Genomic DNA, 14,918 nt, shown 5'->3' with positions numbered 1-14,918 from the left:
TTAATGTCCAAAAATACATCAAAACTATGCTTCTGTTTATAGTGAGAAGAAGTTTATTATATTTGTTGTAAAATTAGAAAAATCCTTGGCTGTTATTAAACTCTACTTAATAACAATAAATAAAAGTTATGTCAAAAAAGTCTCCTGTAAAACCAAAAAAACATTTAGGACAACATTTCCTAAAAGATGAAAATATTGCTCGTAAGATTGTTAATCAGATGCAAGATGATAGTTATAAAGACCTCTTAGAAATTGGAGCAGGTACAGGTGTTCTGACAAAATTTATTTTAAATGATAAAAAATATAATCTGACAGTTGTAGAAATTGATGACGAATCAGTAGAATATTTGAAAGAAAACTTAGGTTTTACAGATGAAACGCTTCTAAATGAAGATTTTTTGAAAATGGATTTAGAAACTGTTTTTGAAGGAAAATTCGGAATTATTGGCAATTTTCCTTACAATATTTCTTCACAGATTTTTTTTAAAGTATTAGAATATAAAAATCAAATTCCAGAAGTAGTTGGAATGATTCAAAAAGAAGTGGCTGAACGTATTGCTTCACCACACGGAAACAAAACGTATGGTATTTTGAGTGTTTTGTTACAGGCTTATTACGATATCGAATATTGTTTTACAGTAAGTGAAAAGGTATTTAATCCACCTCCAAGAGTCAAATCTGCTGTTATTCGCCTAAAGAGAAATGAAGTAGAACAATTAGATTGTAATGAGAAATTATTTTTTCAACTTGTCAAATTTGGTTTCAATCAGCGAAGAAAAATGCTTCGTAGTGCTTTAAAACCATTAGGAATTCCGAATGCTTTCAAAGAAAAAGAAGAACTAAATGAAATGCTCAGCAAAAGAGCCGAACAGCTTTCTGTACAAGATTTTATTGAGCTGGCACAAATTTTTGAAAGAGAAAGAGAAACTGAAAAAGAGTAAATATATGATTATTAAATCTTTAGAAAGGTTGAATTGTGTAGTAGATTGATTTTCTAAATTAGAATCCTATAAAAAAAATAAAAAAAAACTCATACAAAAGCTAGTATGCTTCTCAAGTTAAAATAAATCTATTATATTAGGCACTTATTGACTATTATATTTCTAGTCCAAAAAATGAATTTATGCTTTTGAATGACATAACTAAAATAATAACACATATAATCTATCAAAAATGAGTAAATACGAATATAATGCTGAGTACGAAATACGTGCTGCTGTCAAGATGGTTTATCCTTTTATTTCCACTCCACAAGGGCTTGAAGAATGGTTTGCTGACAGAGTAGAGGTTTTGAATGATAAATTTTTGAATATTCATTGGGACAACGAACAGCATATTGCAAAAATAGTTTCACAGAGAAATAATTCTATGATTCGCTATCAGTTTGTCGATAATATAGAAGAAGAAAAAACTAAAACTAGAGGAAAGAAAAAAGATGTAAACTTCTTAGAACTCAAACTAAATTATAGCGAACTAACTGACACTACCTACTTAGTAATAAAAGATTATTCAGAAATGAATGATGAAGAAGTATTGGAAGAACTTTGGGATGGACTTGTCGAAACGCTGAGAGAGAAATTAGGTGCTTAGTCAGACATGTAGTTTTTAGTAGTTTAATTCTGTTGAATATAATGTAAAATTGGAACTAAACAGATTAATTATCAAATGGTTAACTTAAATTTGAGTTTATATTTTGCCGTTGTCGGTGTCTCACTGACGACACAGAAGATTAATGATACTGATTTTGCTAGAAACTCATTATTTCGATAAAAACCCATTATTCATCTATAAAAAAAATCCTACTGGCTAACTATTTGAAGTAAATACCATTACAATAAAAAATCCTATTCTATAAATAATTCGATAAAAGAAATCAAGATAAATCTATAAACTACTCTTAATAAAATAAGAAAAGGTTGTTTATAATTTTTTAATTGGCTTAATCTGCCTGTCTTATACTTTTCTATTCTATTTACTTTGTAGCAATACGGATATGAACATAAATAATAATATAAATACGAATACAGGAAATTCTTCTTTAAGACCTGTTTTTCCTTCTGTCAAACGTCCTGTTGTTGAGCAACCTCTAGCTCAAACCATTCATAAAAATTTTATAGATACACCTACTCATTTCGAAACGGATTATATCTCTATGAAATGGATTCCAGAGAAACGTCGCATAGATGTAATTTGGAAACAGTTTGTTAGTGAGGAAAAAGTACGAGAGGTTTTGTTGAAAGAAGTAGCTATGATTCGTCATACAAAAGTAAAATGTCTTTTTTTAGATGCTCAAAAATTTAAAGGTACAAATCCGAATATTCCACGTTGGGCAAATGAAGTGTGGTCTCAAATGGTACACGACGCAGGTCTAAAGCATTTTGCAACTGTTGTTTCTGATAAAGATATTTTTGCTGTTTTTTCTTTAAAGTATGGAATGGGAGAAAAACTCACTTCACTGGTTAATTGTGCTGTTTTCAAAACAGTAGAAGAAGGAGAAGTTTGGTTACGACAATATACGCATCCTGAAAGCCCAGTCTATAGTGATGATGAGCTAGAAGAAATAATGGAAGAATATGAAAATCCTACTGCTACGACTAATTTTGAGACTATTTTAAAAGAGGAAGAAGAAAAAAAATATAATCAAGAAGATAGTGTAGAGCTGTCAATGAATCCAATGCACGAAGTTCAGAAAGAAGAAACTGTAAAAGAAGGAGAAGACATCTTAGGAGAAATAGCAGAAAAAAAACTGGAAAAATTTGATTTGAAAAATGAAATAGTATCAGAAAAAGAAGAGCTAAAAGATAATTTTGAAGATATAGAAGAACTAGATGAAGTAGAAGATGAAAATAGACTTTCACAAATTCAAGTCTTTTCAAATTTTGAAGATTTAGAAAACCATATTCAAACTATAGAAGCCAAATATAAAATTAATGAAGAAAAAGCAGATACATCTGAAAATGAAATCTGATTTCATTGTTTTTAAATTAAAATAGCTCGTTTTTTGCTAAATAACCTTTACGTATTTATCTTAAACATAACAGTTTTTCTAAAAGAAGAACTATATTTTTTCACCTTTTAATTTTTAAAAAATGAAATTTTACTATTTATTTTTTCTGCTATTTTCGCTTTCTCTTTTTTCTTGTGATAAAGAGAGTAAAAATGGCAATGCCAAACTAGAAGTTCGTCTTGTAGATGCACCTGCTGAGTATGATGCTGTTTATATTGATGTAAGAGAAATTAGAATTCATACTTCTGAAACGGCTGCTGATGAAGACCAAGGTTGGACAACACTTTCCACGAATGCAGGAATTTATAACCTTTTAGAACTCACTAACGGCATTGATGCTCTTTTGGCAAGTGATGAACTTCCTGCTGGTAAAGTATCTCAAATTCGTTTGATTTTAGGAGAAAATAATACACTTGTTGAAAATGGAGAAACATACACTCTCAAAACGCCTAGCGCACAACAATCAGGTCTGAAATTGAAAATCAATACAACTTTAGAAGCTGATCTGAAATATGTAATTATGCTAGATTTTGATGCTGCTCGTTCTATTGTAAAAGCAGGAAACTCTGGAAAATATAATCTAAAACCTGTCATTCGTACTTTCGTAGAAAGTGATGGAGGTTCTCTAAAAGGCTGTACCTCTCCTGCCACTATTCAGTCTTTAGTGACTGTTTCTCAAAATGGTGTATTTGTAGCAAGTGCTTATACAAATGATGGCTGTTTTTTAATCAAAGGACTTCCAGCAGGAACATATCAAGTAAAGGTTGAGCCTCCTTTGGCATATTCTCCTGTTACCATTTCTGATGTAGTTATTAGTAATGGAGAAGTGAATACATTAAGTACAATTACAATTCAGTAATCGCTTTTAGATGTTTTTATAAAAAATATCAAAAACTCATTTTGCAGTAATGTAAAATGAGTTTTTTATTTTTATAGAAATTCTAATAAAATTTAAGTACTCAAAATACGAAGCATTCTCACAAGGTCATTATCAATAACTCTAGGCTTTAAGCATTCTTCTATAGAAGTATAAATCATTTTTCGCTTTAACTGTCCAACCATAACATTTGATTTTCCAGATAAAAGACCTTCTACTGCGCCCAAACCTAATTGACTAGCCAAAACTCGGTCTGCTGCTGTTGGCGAACCTCCACGCTGAATGTGTCCTAGATTAGTAACTCTAAACTTAAATTTGGGAATTTGTTCTCTTACTTTTTTTCCTAGTTCTTCAGCATTTCCAAGTTCATCGCCTTCTGCTACTACGACTATTAGAGAGGTTTTTTTGTTAGCTAACATTTCCTTTATAGACTCCACAATCTCATCTAAAGAATCGACAATTTCGGGAAGCATGACAATTTCTGCTCCCCCTCCAATTCCAGTCAGAAGGGCAATATCTCCACAATGTCTTCCCATTACTTCAATAAAAAATCCTCTTTCAAGTGAGTCGGCTGTATCTCTAATTTTATCGATGGCTTCTAATGCTGTGTTGATAGCTGTATCAAATCCGATGGTATAATCAGTTCCGTTAAGGTCGTTATCGATTGTCCCCGGTGCGCCTACAAAAGGCATTTTATGTTCTTCCCAAAAGGTTTGCATTCCTGCTAAAGTTCCGTTTCCACCGATGGCTATAAGTCCGTCAATTTCTAAATTTTTGAGATTTTGATAAGCTCTTTCTCGTCCCTCTTTTGTCAGAAACCGTTGGCTACGAGCTGTTTTCAGAACTGTTCCTCCACGCTGAATAATATTACTGACATCTCTAGAAGTCATCATGTGAATATCATTTTCTATCATTCCACGATAGCCTCTATGAATTCCATATACTTCAACACCGTAATATAATGCACCTCTTACAACAGCTCTCAAGCAGGCATTCATACCAGGGGAATCCCCTCCAGAAGTAAAAACTCCGATTCGTTTCACGTCTTATTTAGTGATTAATGGTTAATTATTGTTTTTTTTAGATTAGAAAGTGACTATTTATTCTTCACTTTCTAATTCTGTTTCAAGATAGTGTATTTCTAAATCTCTTTCCAAGTCTCTTTTAATTAATTTTCTTTTAAAGAATGTAAAAGCTCCTAATAGAGCAATAATTACCCATTTTAGCCATTTAAAAATAAAAGGTACAACTTTTACTTTTGTCAGAACTTTTCCTGCCAAAAGACCAGCGAAACCAAATGCTGCTAAATTATCAAAGTTGGGATCAAAATCTTCGTGTCTGAATCCTTTATAAAACTCTACACTAGAAGTAAGTAGAGGAATTTGGGAATTAACCTCTAAAAGATGTGTAGGTGAAGTGCTAATATTCATCTCCAAAACTCCATATCTACCCAATTTATGTGTACTATGACGAATGTAGTCTTTATTTTTGGAAGTACAAGAAACAGCCCACTGCAATTGATGTTCATTTTCTAAAAAATAAGGTTTCATTGCCCAAGCCTGAATGGCTAAGGTATCACAACCCTTTTCTTTTATATATTTATTTTTTCTATAATTGGTATGAAGAATATCATTCCAAAAAAAATGTTCAGGTGTCTTGAAAATAGTAGTATCAGGAATGTAACCTGTTTCTATATACACTAATTCTATTATAAAAGGAGGTTCTGTAATAGAATCAGGAGCATTTTGAGTTGGAATAGCTACCAAACAACCTAAATATTCGATACTATCACACGCTATTCGATAAGGAGATTGTGCCGAATTTCCTTCCATAAAAATAAAGCCTTTGGGTACAGAAAGTAAAGCTACCCCTGCCAAATCAATTTGCCCAATTTGTCCAACTATTTTATCTTTTTCATTTTTTTGAGCAAAAACAATAGAAAAAGATGAGTTATAGAGAAGAAAAGCTATACATAAATAGGTTGAAAATCTAAAAAATGTTTTCATAGCTCAATAATTAAAATCAGTAGTATGTTGTTATAATATTTAAGATACAAAATTATTTTCTATTTTGATATAAAAACAAACCACAAAAAAAAGCATTGCCAGAAGACAATGCTTTTTAGTTTATTGAAACATTTTTTTCTAGAAACCTTCTACAGTAATTTCTGCAAAGATAATCCCTGTTTCATTTTCACTTGTATCTTTAAATTTGGCATATACTCTTTTATATCCTTCTCCACCTGTAAGAACCCAATCTAATTTATCAGTATATTCTTGCCAGTACGCTCCATCATCAAATTTAGCAGAATTTGAAACCATTATATAATTTGCCTGACGAGCATTAAAGAGAAGTGTTACTTGGTTATCTTTAACACGAGTTTGTCCTCCTTCAATTCTGATAATTCCAGGCTGTGGTGGTTGTGTATCTAGCAAGATTTGAGAACTAGCTACAAAAGATTGATTTCCAGCTTCATCTCTAAATTTTATATAGACTGTCTTATAACCGTCTGCTCCTGATAAAGTCCAGTTAGAAGAGGTACTGTATTCTTCCCAACGTGCAGGAGGTGGAAATCCTCTTAGATTAGTAATCATCATGTGAGAAGCTTCTTCTGCCATTATGCTCAATTTTACTTGATGTTTGTTGGTATAAGGCTCACTATTGTTGATAATAATTTCTTCCCCAAAAGGAGCTTGTCTATCCAAAATGATACTTGCACTAATTGGTTCAGTTTGGTTTCCTGACTTATCTCCAAATTGTACCCATACTTTATTTTCACCATCTTCTCCTGCTAAAATATGATTCATTATAATAGGTCGGAAAGGTTGCCAAGAAGCACTGTCCATAGATTGAGATTTTCCAATACGCATTTCACTTGCTCCTTTAGCACGAAGTTGAAGTGTTACATATTTATTTATATTGGTTGTATATTTTGCGTTTTTATTAATAGTAATTTCTCCTCCAGTTGGTGCTGTACGGTCAAGACCAATTCTGTCATAAGCAATTTCAGAAATATTACCTACTCCATCTCTATAACGAACAAAAACAAACTTAATCCCATCTTCTCCTACTAGAGTAAACTGTTTAGAAGTGTTATAAGACTCCCATTTTGCTTCTGGAAAATCAATACGATTAGATATCATCATGTGTGTTGCTCCTTGTGCATTTAGGGTAAGATTTACCGTCTGAACATTTGTTCCATTATCTCCTTCATTAATTTTGACTTCTCCAACAATAGGAGGGGTACGATCAAGTAGGATTTTTTGAGAAACTACTTCTGAAACATTCCCTGCTTCATCTCTGAAGCGAGCAAAAATTTCTTTCATTCCATCGTCCCCTGGTAAAGCAAAAGGAACATTTTTTCCTGCTTGATAATTAATCCAACGACTACCACTAAAGGTTGCATCCATTCCAATTTGCATCATAATTGCTCCATCAGCTTTTGCTTGTAATAAAACCACTTTATTTGGGTTATTGGTAACACTGTCTCCTTTATTTATTCTGATTTGTGGGTCTTGGGGAGCTACTCTATCCAAAATAATTTCTGTACTGATAGGAGGAGTTATATTGCCTGCTGCATCTTTAAATTTCACATACACTGTTTTTTTACCGTCTGCTCCTTCTAGTTGCCATCCTTTTATTTCGTCTTCATATTTTTGCCATTCTCCACCTGTAAATTGTTCTGATTTTCCGAGCATTACTTCACTTGCTCCACGAGCAAATAAATTAACAGCTACAGAAGTGCTTCGAACATATTTTGAGTTTTTCTCAACAGCTATACGTGTGTCGATAGGAGGAGTAAGGTCTAGTACGACTCTATCAGAAACAGGACTAGAAACATTTCCTGCTCTATCTCTAAATTTGACATACACAGCTTTTTCTCCGTCTCCTACTGCAAGTTTCCAGTCTTCTACTTTGTTTCGATAAATCTCCCAACGTCCTTCAAAGAAATTTTCAGTATTACTAACCATCATATAACGAGCATCATCATTATCTACTGAAAGCTCAAGATTTACTAATCCTTCTTTGTTATTTGTTGTTCCTTGATTTCCTTCTTTAGAAACTATCTTTATTGTTCCTCCTGTTGGTTTTCCTTGGTCAAGGATAATTTTATCTGATTTTATTTCTGTTTCGTTTCCAGCTTCATCTCTGAATTTTACATATACTACTTTTTCTCCATCAGCGACATCAAATGTCCAGCTAGGAAGTAGATAACGATAAGATTGCCATTCTGCGCCACGCAAATTAGGATCGTTGCTGACCATCATTTCAGATGCTCCAATAGCAGAAAGGCGAATATTTACATTATGACTGTTAGTATAACGATTTCCTCCATTCACTAATATTCTAGGCATAGAAGGAGGTTCTAAGTCTAAAATAATACGAGCGAAGGCAGGTTTAGATTGGTTACCCATTTTATCTCTAAACTTTACTGCTACTACTTGAGGACCTTGTTCGGCAGGTAATTGAAAATCCATCTCTTTTTGATAAGCAACCCAAGTACCTAAAGACTGTATGGAAACATCACTTGCGCCTTCTGCATTAAATTGTAATTTGACATCACGAGAAGTAGTAAATTTTGCCCCATTATTTATTTCAAATTTACCTTTAGGAGGTGTTTGATCAACAATTATTGTGTCAATGGCTGTTTCTGAAATATTTCCTGCATAATCTCTATAACGAGCATATACATGTTTAGTACCTTCTCCTCCAGTAAGTGGCCAGCCTTGTATGGTTTCTTTGTAAGGATACCAGCGAGGAGCATCTTGAAAATCACTACGATTACTGATTTGCATTTCGTATGCTTCATTACAATACAATTGCAAATAAACTTTTCTGTCTCTAGCATTGGTATATTCTGCTCCTGAGTTAATATTGATAGAAGGGTCGGTAGGAGGACTACGATCAAGTTCTAATTGGGCAACAGTTGGGTCAGAAACAAGTGAGCCAGAACCATCTCTAAACTGTACATAAACTGTTTTTATACCATCTTCACGAGCATCTAAACGCCAGTTTTTTTGTCCTTCAAACGATTCCCAACGTGCGCCAATAAAACTGGCATTATTACTAACACGCATTTCACTAGCTCCTTTAGCAAAAATCTTCAAAATAACACGTCCTTCGGGGTCATTACTGATTGAAGCACCATTATTTACTGTAACAATACCTTGAAGAAGCTGTCCATAGGAAGAATGACTAATCAGAAGAACACTAAAAATGAAAAGCGCAAGGAGTAAAGTTTTTATGTTGTGCATAATATATAATTAAATTATATTTCATTTAATATTTTAGCTTATTTATTAAATTCAGTATTACAAAGGTTTTTTTACTTCAATATAGAATTGCAAAAAATAATAGGATATTTGATAAAACAAGAAAAATAATAATCATTTCAATTAAAAAAAACTCCTACAAAAGGAGAGAAAGAAATAATAAAATCTGTAACTACTTCAAATTAATTTCTTTTATTCTAAACAATTAACGATTCTATTGAATAGCATATTGAATAGTATCTTGAAAATACAGAAAAAAATAATAAAATCTACTTTCTATCCATCAGAAATCGACTAAATGAAATAAGTAGTCATTCAATGTGGAAACTAAAGTTTGTTTTATTAGTAGTTTCTTTTTTTACGTAAAGATAGGATTTTTTTAGGAATTGTTTGTTTGAAAAGTAGATTTTAAATAAGATATAGACATTTAATATAATTCTATGTTATTAATTTAAAAATTTTTAAACCAATTCAGAAATAGGTGTTGCAATTACTGTTCCCTTCGAATCTGATTTATCGAAATCCTTTAACTCCACTTCTTGAAGTGTATTAGGCAATGAAACATTATACAACTGATTTACACGAACATAATTCTCTGTAAAGCCAAATATTTTATTTTCTTTGACTTCATTTTCCCACAAAACGGTTTTTGTTTTTCCTAATTGTGATTCGTAAAACTGACGACGTTTTTTATCAGACAAATTATGTAACATTTTCGAACGCTCTGCACGAACTGATTTTGGAACAGGATTTCCCATATCAGCAGCCTTTGTATTTTGGCGTTCTGAATAAGTAAAGACATGCAAGTATGAAATATCTAGGCTATGCAAAAAATTATACGTTTCCATGAAATGGGCATCACTTTCATTAGGAAATCCAACAATTACATCAACACCAATACAAGCATCAGGCATTAAATTTTTTATTTTTTCTATTCTTTCAGTATATAAACTTGTTTTGTAACGACGACGCATATAACGCAAAATTTCATCGCTACCCGACTGTAAAGGAATATGAAAATGAGGAACAAACTTTTTAGATTTAGCTACAAATTCGATAATCTCATCTGATAATAAATTGGGTTCGATAGATGAAATACGAAAACGCTCAATTCCTTCTACTTTATCTAATTCTTGAATTAGCTCATAGAAAGTATGAACACGCTCATTATTTATCAAACCATAATCGCCTGTATTTACACCTGTCAAGACAATTTCTTTTACATCAGTTGCTGCAATTTCTTTAGCTGCCTTCAAGATATTTTCTACTGTATCACTTCGGCTATTTCCCCTTGCAAGTGGAATTGTACAGAAAGCACAGTTATAATCACAACCATCTTGAACTTTTAAAAATGTGCGTGTACGGTCACCATACGAATAGGCAGTATTAAAATCAGTAGCTTGTGAAATTTCGGAAGCACAAAGTTGAACAGTATCTTTTTGCTCAAAATCATTCAAAACTTCAAACAAACGAAATTTTTCGGCAGCTCCCAAAACAGCATCTACACCTTTTATGGTTGCAATTTCTTGAGGCTTGAGCTGTGCATAACAACCAATAATAATTACAAAAGAATTAGGCGAAGTTTTTTTAGCTTGCTTTACAATTTGTTTGCATTTTTTATCTGCATTTTCTGTAACCGAACAGGTATTAATAACAAAAATATCTGGAGTTTCAGAAAACTCTACACGCTGATAACCACGCTGCTCAAACTGGCGTGCAATGGTTGAAGTTTCTGAAAAATTGAGTTTGCAACCCAAGGTGTAAAAAGCTACTTTACGCATGACTTTTGATTTCTTTATATATTGGAATTCAGGCGATACCACTTAGACTAGATAAGAAGTTAAGCTACGCAATGAAATTTTTGAATGAAGTTTCTAGAACAGTCCACAAAGGTACGAAATAAAATAAAATTTGTATTTATGAAAAAATACGCTTTTATTTGCTAGACTAAAATATAAACTAGAAAGATTCTGAAAAATGAACTTATCTTTTAAAGAATTAGTTTAAATTTTAAACCAAAAATGGGGATTTAGCTCAGTTGGCTAGAGCACTTCGCTGGCAGTGAAGGGGTCATCAGTTCGAATCTGATACTCTCCACAGGATAGAAACTAAACCTTCTTAATTTTATTATTAGGAAGGTTTATTTTTTAAACTGAAATAGGATTTCTTTCAAGAAAATTTTTACACAAAAATTTATTCTTCATCATTTATAAGATTAAAAAAAATCAATACCTGTTTCTTTTTCAATTTCTAATAAAAGTATTCCTATTCTTGATGATGGATCTGGACACCATTTTTCACCTATTTTTATTTCTCCCTCAATGTTAGTTATAAAATAATAGCTTGTTCCATCTAAGCCCCCAAAGTGGGTTTCTTTAGCCTCCTCAACCAATAATATGATTTTGCTACAAAAATTATTTAAGACAATTCCTTCAATGTTTTTGTTTTTCTCTCTTAAAATTTCTTTTTCAAAAATCTGATTCTTAGTTATCTTACTTTGTTCTATTATTATCTGCTTTGTTATTTTTGTATCATCTATTTTCAATACAAAGCAATTTTCAAAAGAAGGCATAACCAAAATTATTACTTCATTTTCTTTTGGAAAAGAAACATTCATTCTGTGAAATAACATATTAAATCTTTGAATAGGAATATGCTTTAAATAATTTATCATCAAAAACTAATTTTATACTTTTCATCTGTAAAGAAATTTACCACTTACAATTTATCACTAATTAAACCTCACAGGATCAATCAAAGAAAAGTCAGGAATTTTGACTTCAAAAAGTATATTATCTTCTATTCTTTTCATTAGATATGTTCCAGACATTTTTCCAATGTCGCTTTTGAGATGACAACCTGAAACATATTTGTGTGATTGTCCAGATTTCAAAATAGGTTGTTGTCCGATTACTCCTTCGCCCTCTACTTCTTGGTATGTTCCTTTTGAGTCATAAATATGCCAATGACGACGCATAAGCTGCACAGTGTGGTTGCCAGTATTTGTAATTGTGATATAATAAGTAAAAACAAAATTCCCATTTTGGGAATGTTTTTTATGAAATTCAGTACGAACACGCACCAAAATACCTTCTGTAATTGCACTAAAGAGTTCTCCCAACATTTTATGAAACATTTGGTAAAGGAAATGATTTACTACTAAAATGATAATTTTTTTTAATTAATACAAATTTTAGATTATAAATAGTTGCATCACAAAGAAAAAATTTACTTTTTAACTTTTTATTTTAGTATAGAAATCAATAAAAGTATTTTTTCATTGTCAATTATTTAATACCAAATTACCAATTACAATTTTATGGACGTAAAAATCGCAGACTCTTGGAAATCACATTTGGAAGAAGAATTTTCAAAACCTTATTTCGAAAAACTTGGACTTTTTTTGAGAGAAGAAGTACAACAAGAAAAAGTATATCCTCCTGGAAAACTTATTTTTAATGCCTTTGAAAAATGTAGTTTTGAAGATACAAAGGTCGTTATTTTAGGACAAGATCCTTATCACGGTGCAGGACAAGCCAATGGACTTAGTTTTTCGGTGAGTGATGGTGTTCGTGTTCCTCCGTCACTCAAAAATATTTTTCAAGAAATAAAAGATGATTTGGGGAAAGAAATTCCAAAAAGTGGAAACCTTGAACGTTGGGCATCTCAAGGCGTTTTGATGCTCAATGCAGTCTTGACAGTACAGGCTTCAAAACCTGCATCACATCGAAAAAAAGGTTGGGAAGAATTTACTTCAGCAGTTTTGAAACTTGTTTCTGATGAAAAAGAAAATCTAGTCTTTTTGCTTTGGGGAAAAGATGCCCAAAAAAGAGGCGAAATTATAGACCGAGAAAAACATTTAGTTTTAGAATCGGCTCACCCTTCGCCTTATTCTGTGCATACTGGTTTTTTCGGAAATAAGCACTTTAGCCAAGCGAATAATTATCTAAAAGAACATGGAAAAGACGAAATAGATTGGTAACTTTGCGCTCTTAAAACTAACAGCATTTTAAACCCTAAGGGTCTTCGAAGACTCTTAGGGTTTTGCATTCAAAATAACTGATAACTGAAAAAATGATAATTTTATTTATTCTTTGGATTCTAGCTAATGTAGCTATTTTCATCAACTTCCGTGCTTTTTCAAGCTACAATGTACCCACTTTTCCTGCCATTGTTATCAATTATGTGGTCTGTGTCCTGACAGGGAGTTTATTTATTTCGATGGGTTGGATAAATAGTCCTCCAGTTTTTGAAACTTTAGCAAGTCCAGAATTTTCAACAGCTTTGTATATTGCTATGGGAATGGGAGCTTTTTTTATTGGTTCTTTTTATTTGATGGGACTTACTACACAACTTTCAGGGGTTGCTGTGGCTTCTCTTTCGGCTCGTATTTCGTTTGTAATTCCTGTTTTGGTTAATCTTTTTATTTGGAAGTCGGGTGGAAAGGAATATGATTTTATCAATTATTTAGGTCTTTTTTTAGCAATTACGGCTGTGGGTTTGGTTTCTTATAAACCTTCAAAAATAACTGACCCAACAGAATATAAAGATGATAAGAAAAAATATTTGGCGATTGTCCTTCCTATTTTGGTTTTTTTGGTGAGTGGAACAATAGACACAACTTTCAATTATACAGTTAGAGAAGATGTACAGATAGTTTTACCAAATCAACAAGGCATTTTTAGTATTTTGCTTTTCGGAATTGCAGGACTTACAGGAATTACTGTTTTTACAATTCTGTTTTTGAAAAAGAAAGTAACCATGACAAAGAGAAGTATTATCGGTGGAATTTGCCTAGGAATTCCTAACTTTTTCTCTATCTTTTTATTATTAAAGGTATTGAGTGGCTTTAAAGGTGATGGCGCACTTGTTTTTCCTGTCTTTAATATTTCTGTAATACTTATTGCTGCCATAGCTTCTTATTTCTTCTTTAAAGAAAAATTATCGCTTATCAATAAATTAGGTTTGGCACTTGCTATTTTTGCTATTTTGCTGATTTCGTATCAAGAAGTTCAGAATGCTTTTTAATTTTTGATTCAACAAAATCATTTCAAAAATGAAATTTATATATAAACTCTCATTTCTGTTATTTTCTGTTTTTATCGTTTCTTCTTGTAATTTTGAGACTAATATACTCCTTGGAGAAATAGACCCTTTTCCCACACTAGAAGAAAATCAACAATTTGTCAATGATGTTTTGGCGTATGACCATGCTACTATGATGAAAGAAAAATTGAACTTAACAGATTCTACTGTTTTAGATGGCATTCAATATGAAACAGAAAGCACAGAAAAAGGTATAAAATTAAAACTCAATCTTACTGGTTCTGCAATATCTCATACCAAAGAAATAAGTGATTACTTTACGAGTTTTTTTGAGCAGAAAGCACAACAATATAAAGAAAATGGAAAGAAATTAAGAGATGCAACATTGAAAGCAGCCTATTTTATTGATTCGATGGAAGAAGATAATTACGACAATATGTGGAGTGAGTTTTCTCCCAAAGCGAAAGAAGCAGCCACTAAAGAACAGTTTATAAAATCATTTGAGCCGTATAGCGATAAAGTAAAACAAGGAAAAAAACAGCTTTATAGTAGATTGATACAAAATAAAATAAGAGATTTTGAAGGTGAATTTTATATCATAAACTATATTTATGCAGAAAAATATCACATACAAGTTATTTTGCAACCCATAGAAAATGAGTTGTTTGTTTCTAATTGTGTAGTAACAGCTCTTTAAAATTTAACTCAATCAAAC

General features: G+C 31.9%; 13 protein-coding genes and 1 tRNA gene. 8 read left to right on the top strand and 6 right to left on the bottom strand.

What is annotated here, in order from left to right:
* Positions 1–128: 128 nt before the first annotated feature.
* From rsmA to V9L05_RS13540, 4 genes are all read left to right on the top strand, one after another.
* Positions 129–941 (top strand): 16S rRNA (adenine(1518)-N(6)/adenine(1519)-N(6))-dimethyltransferase RsmA, encoded by an 813-nt coding sequence (gene rsmA, locus V9L05_RS13555; RefSeq protein ID WP_338792716.1) that lies wholly within the window; start codon positions 129–131, stop codon positions 939–941.
* 232 nt (positions 942–1,173) lie between these two features.
* The gene (locus V9L05_RS13550; RefSeq protein WP_338812427.1) at positions 1,174–1,590 is read left to right on the top strand and encodes an START-like domain-containing protein; all 417 of its coding nucleotides are present in this window, start codon (positions 1,174–1,176) and stop codon (positions 1,588–1,590) included.
* 403 nt (positions 1,591–1,993) lie between these two features.
* Positions 1,994–2,968 carry a hypothetical protein gene (locus V9L05_RS13545; RefSeq protein ID WP_338812426.1) on the top strand — a complete coding sequence of 325 codons (975 nt, stop codon included), beginning with the start codon at positions 1,994–1,996 and terminating at the stop codon, positions 2,966–2,968.
* A gap of 121 nt (positions 2,969–3,089) precedes the next feature.
* Positions 3,090–3,866, top strand: a complete 777-nt coding sequence (locus tag V9L05_RS13540; protein WP_338812425.1) for a DUF4382 domain-containing protein — start codon at positions 3,090–3,092, stop codon at positions 3,864–3,866.
* Positions 3,867–3,958: 92 nt separating this feature from the next.
* Here the strand turns inward: V9L05_RS13540 and pfkA are convergent, their stop codons facing one another.
* The 4 genes from pfkA to mtaB form a co-directional block, all read right to left on the bottom strand.
* A complete protein-coding gene (gene pfkA / locus V9L05_RS13535) occupies positions 3,959–4,927 on the bottom strand; it encodes a 6-phosphofructokinase (RefSeq protein ID WP_338792720.1) in 969 nt (322 codons plus the stop codon).
* Positions 4,928–4,984: 57 nt separating this feature from the next.
* The gene (locus tag V9L05_RS13530; RefSeq protein ID WP_338812424.1) at positions 4,985–5,890 is read right to left on the bottom strand and encodes a DUF2167 domain-containing protein; all 906 of its coding nucleotides are present in this window, start codon (positions 5,888–5,890) and stop codon (positions 4,985–4,987) included.
* A gap of 138 nt (positions 5,891–6,028) precedes the next feature.
* Positions 6,029–9,139: a hypothetical protein gene (locus V9L05_RS13525; RefSeq protein WP_338812422.1), complete on the bottom strand. Its 3,111-nt coding sequence runs from the start codon at positions 9,137–9,139 to the stop codon at positions 6,029–6,031.
* 479 nt (positions 9,140–9,618) lie between these two features.
* The gene (mtaB, locus tag V9L05_RS13520) at positions 9,619–10,938 is read right to left on the bottom strand and encodes a tRNA (N(6)-L-threonylcarbamoyladenosine(37)-C(2))-methylthiotransferase MtaB (RefSeq protein WP_338812420.1); all 1,320 of its coding nucleotides are present in this window, start codon (positions 10,936–10,938) and stop codon (positions 9,619–9,621) included.
* Positions 10,939–11,180: 242 nt separating this feature from the next.
* Between mtaB and V9L05_RS13515 the strand changes: the two genes are divergently transcribed.
* Positions 11,181–11,254 (top strand) — tRNA-Ala (locus V9L05_RS13515).
* Between the two features lie 118 nt (positions 11,255–11,372).
* On the opposite strand, the gene V9L05_RS13510 is transcribed toward V9L05_RS13515, so the two are convergent.
* Positions 11,373–11,831, bottom strand: coding sequence for a hypothetical protein (locus V9L05_RS13510; protein WP_338812418.1), 459 nt, complete (start codon positions 11,829–11,831; stop codon positions 11,373–11,375).
* Positions 11,832–11,888: 57 nt separating this feature from the next.
* Complete coding sequence (gene apaG, locus V9L05_RS13505) at positions 11,889–12,293, bottom strand: Co2+/Mg2+ efflux protein ApaG (protein WP_338812416.1); 405 nt, start codon at positions 12,291–12,293, stop codon at positions 11,889–11,891.
* Between the two features lie 183 nt (positions 12,294–12,476).
* Here apaG and ung point away from each other — a divergent pair, with 183 nt between their 5' ends.
* From ung to V9L05_RS13490, 3 genes are all read left to right on the top strand, one after another.
* Positions 12,477–13,139, top strand: coding sequence for a uracil-DNA glycosylase (gene ung / locus V9L05_RS13500; protein ID WP_338792726.1), 663 nt, complete (start codon positions 12,477–12,479; stop codon positions 13,137–13,139).
* 92 nt (positions 13,140–13,231) lie between these two features.
* Positions 13,232–14,185, top strand: a complete 954-nt coding sequence (locus V9L05_RS13495) for a hypothetical protein (RefSeq protein WP_338792727.1) — start codon at positions 13,232–13,234, stop codon at positions 14,183–14,185.
* A gap of 28 nt (positions 14,186–14,213) precedes the next feature.
* Complete coding sequence (locus tag V9L05_RS13490) at positions 14,214–14,900, top strand: hypothetical protein (protein ID WP_338812414.1); 687 nt, start codon at positions 14,214–14,216, stop codon at positions 14,898–14,900.
* Positions 14,901–14,918: the final 18 nt, after the last annotated feature.

Origin of the sequence: Bernardetia sp. Wsw4-3y2 (genome assembly GCF_037126295.1) — a bacterium.
In the GTDB taxonomy this organism is placed as follows: Bacteria; Bacteroidota; Bacteroidia; order Cytophagales; family Bernardetiaceae; genus Bernardetia.
The sequence above is the reverse complement of the archived record's forward strand: the minus strand, read 5'-3'. Positions and strand labels throughout refer to the sequence as shown.

Excerpts from the sequence above, each read along its gene's own strand:
- rsmA (WP_338792716.1), top strand. The coding sequence starts at position 129 with ATGTCAAAAAAGTCTCCTGTAAAACCAAAAAAACATTTAGGACAACAT.
- V9L05_RS13550 (WP_338812427.1), top strand. The coding sequence starts at position 1,174 with ATGAGTAAATACGAATATAATGCTGAGTACGAAATACGTGCTGCTGTC.
- V9L05_RS13545 (WP_338812426.1), top strand. The coding sequence starts at position 1,994 with ATGAACATAAATAATAATATAAATACGAATACAGGAAATTCTTCTTTA.
- V9L05_RS13540 (WP_338812425.1), top strand. The coding sequence starts at position 3,090 with ATGAAATTTTACTATTTATTTTTTCTGCTATTTTCGCTTTCTCTTTTT.
- V9L05_RS13530 (WP_338812424.1), bottom strand. The coding sequence starts at position 5,890 with ATGAAAACATTTTTTAGATTTTCAACCTATTTATGTATAGCTTTTCTT.
- V9L05_RS13525 (WP_338812422.1), bottom strand. The coding sequence starts at position 9,139 with ATGCACAACATAAAAACTTTACTCCTTGCGCTTTTCATTTTTAGTGTT.
- mtaB (WP_338812420.1), bottom strand. The coding sequence starts at position 10,938 with ATGCGTAAAGTAGCTTTTTACACCTTGGGTTGCAAACTCAATTTTTCA.
- V9L05_RS13510 (WP_338812418.1), bottom strand. The coding sequence starts at position 11,831 with ATGATAAATTATTTAAAGCATATTCCTATTCAAAGATTTAATATGTTA.
- apaG (WP_338812416.1), bottom strand. The coding sequence starts at position 12,293 with ATGTTTCATAAAATGTTGGGAGAACTCTTTAGTGCAATTACAGAAGGT.
- ung (WP_338792726.1), top strand. The coding sequence starts at position 12,477 with ATGGACGTAAAAATCGCAGACTCTTGGAAATCACATTTGGAAGAAGAA.
- V9L05_RS13495 (WP_338792727.1), top strand. The coding sequence starts at position 13,232 with ATGATAATTTTATTTATTCTTTGGATTCTAGCTAATGTAGCTATTTTC.
- V9L05_RS13490 (WP_338812414.1), top strand. The coding sequence starts at position 14,214 with ATGAAATTTATATATAAACTCTCATTTCTGTTATTTTCTGTTTTTATC.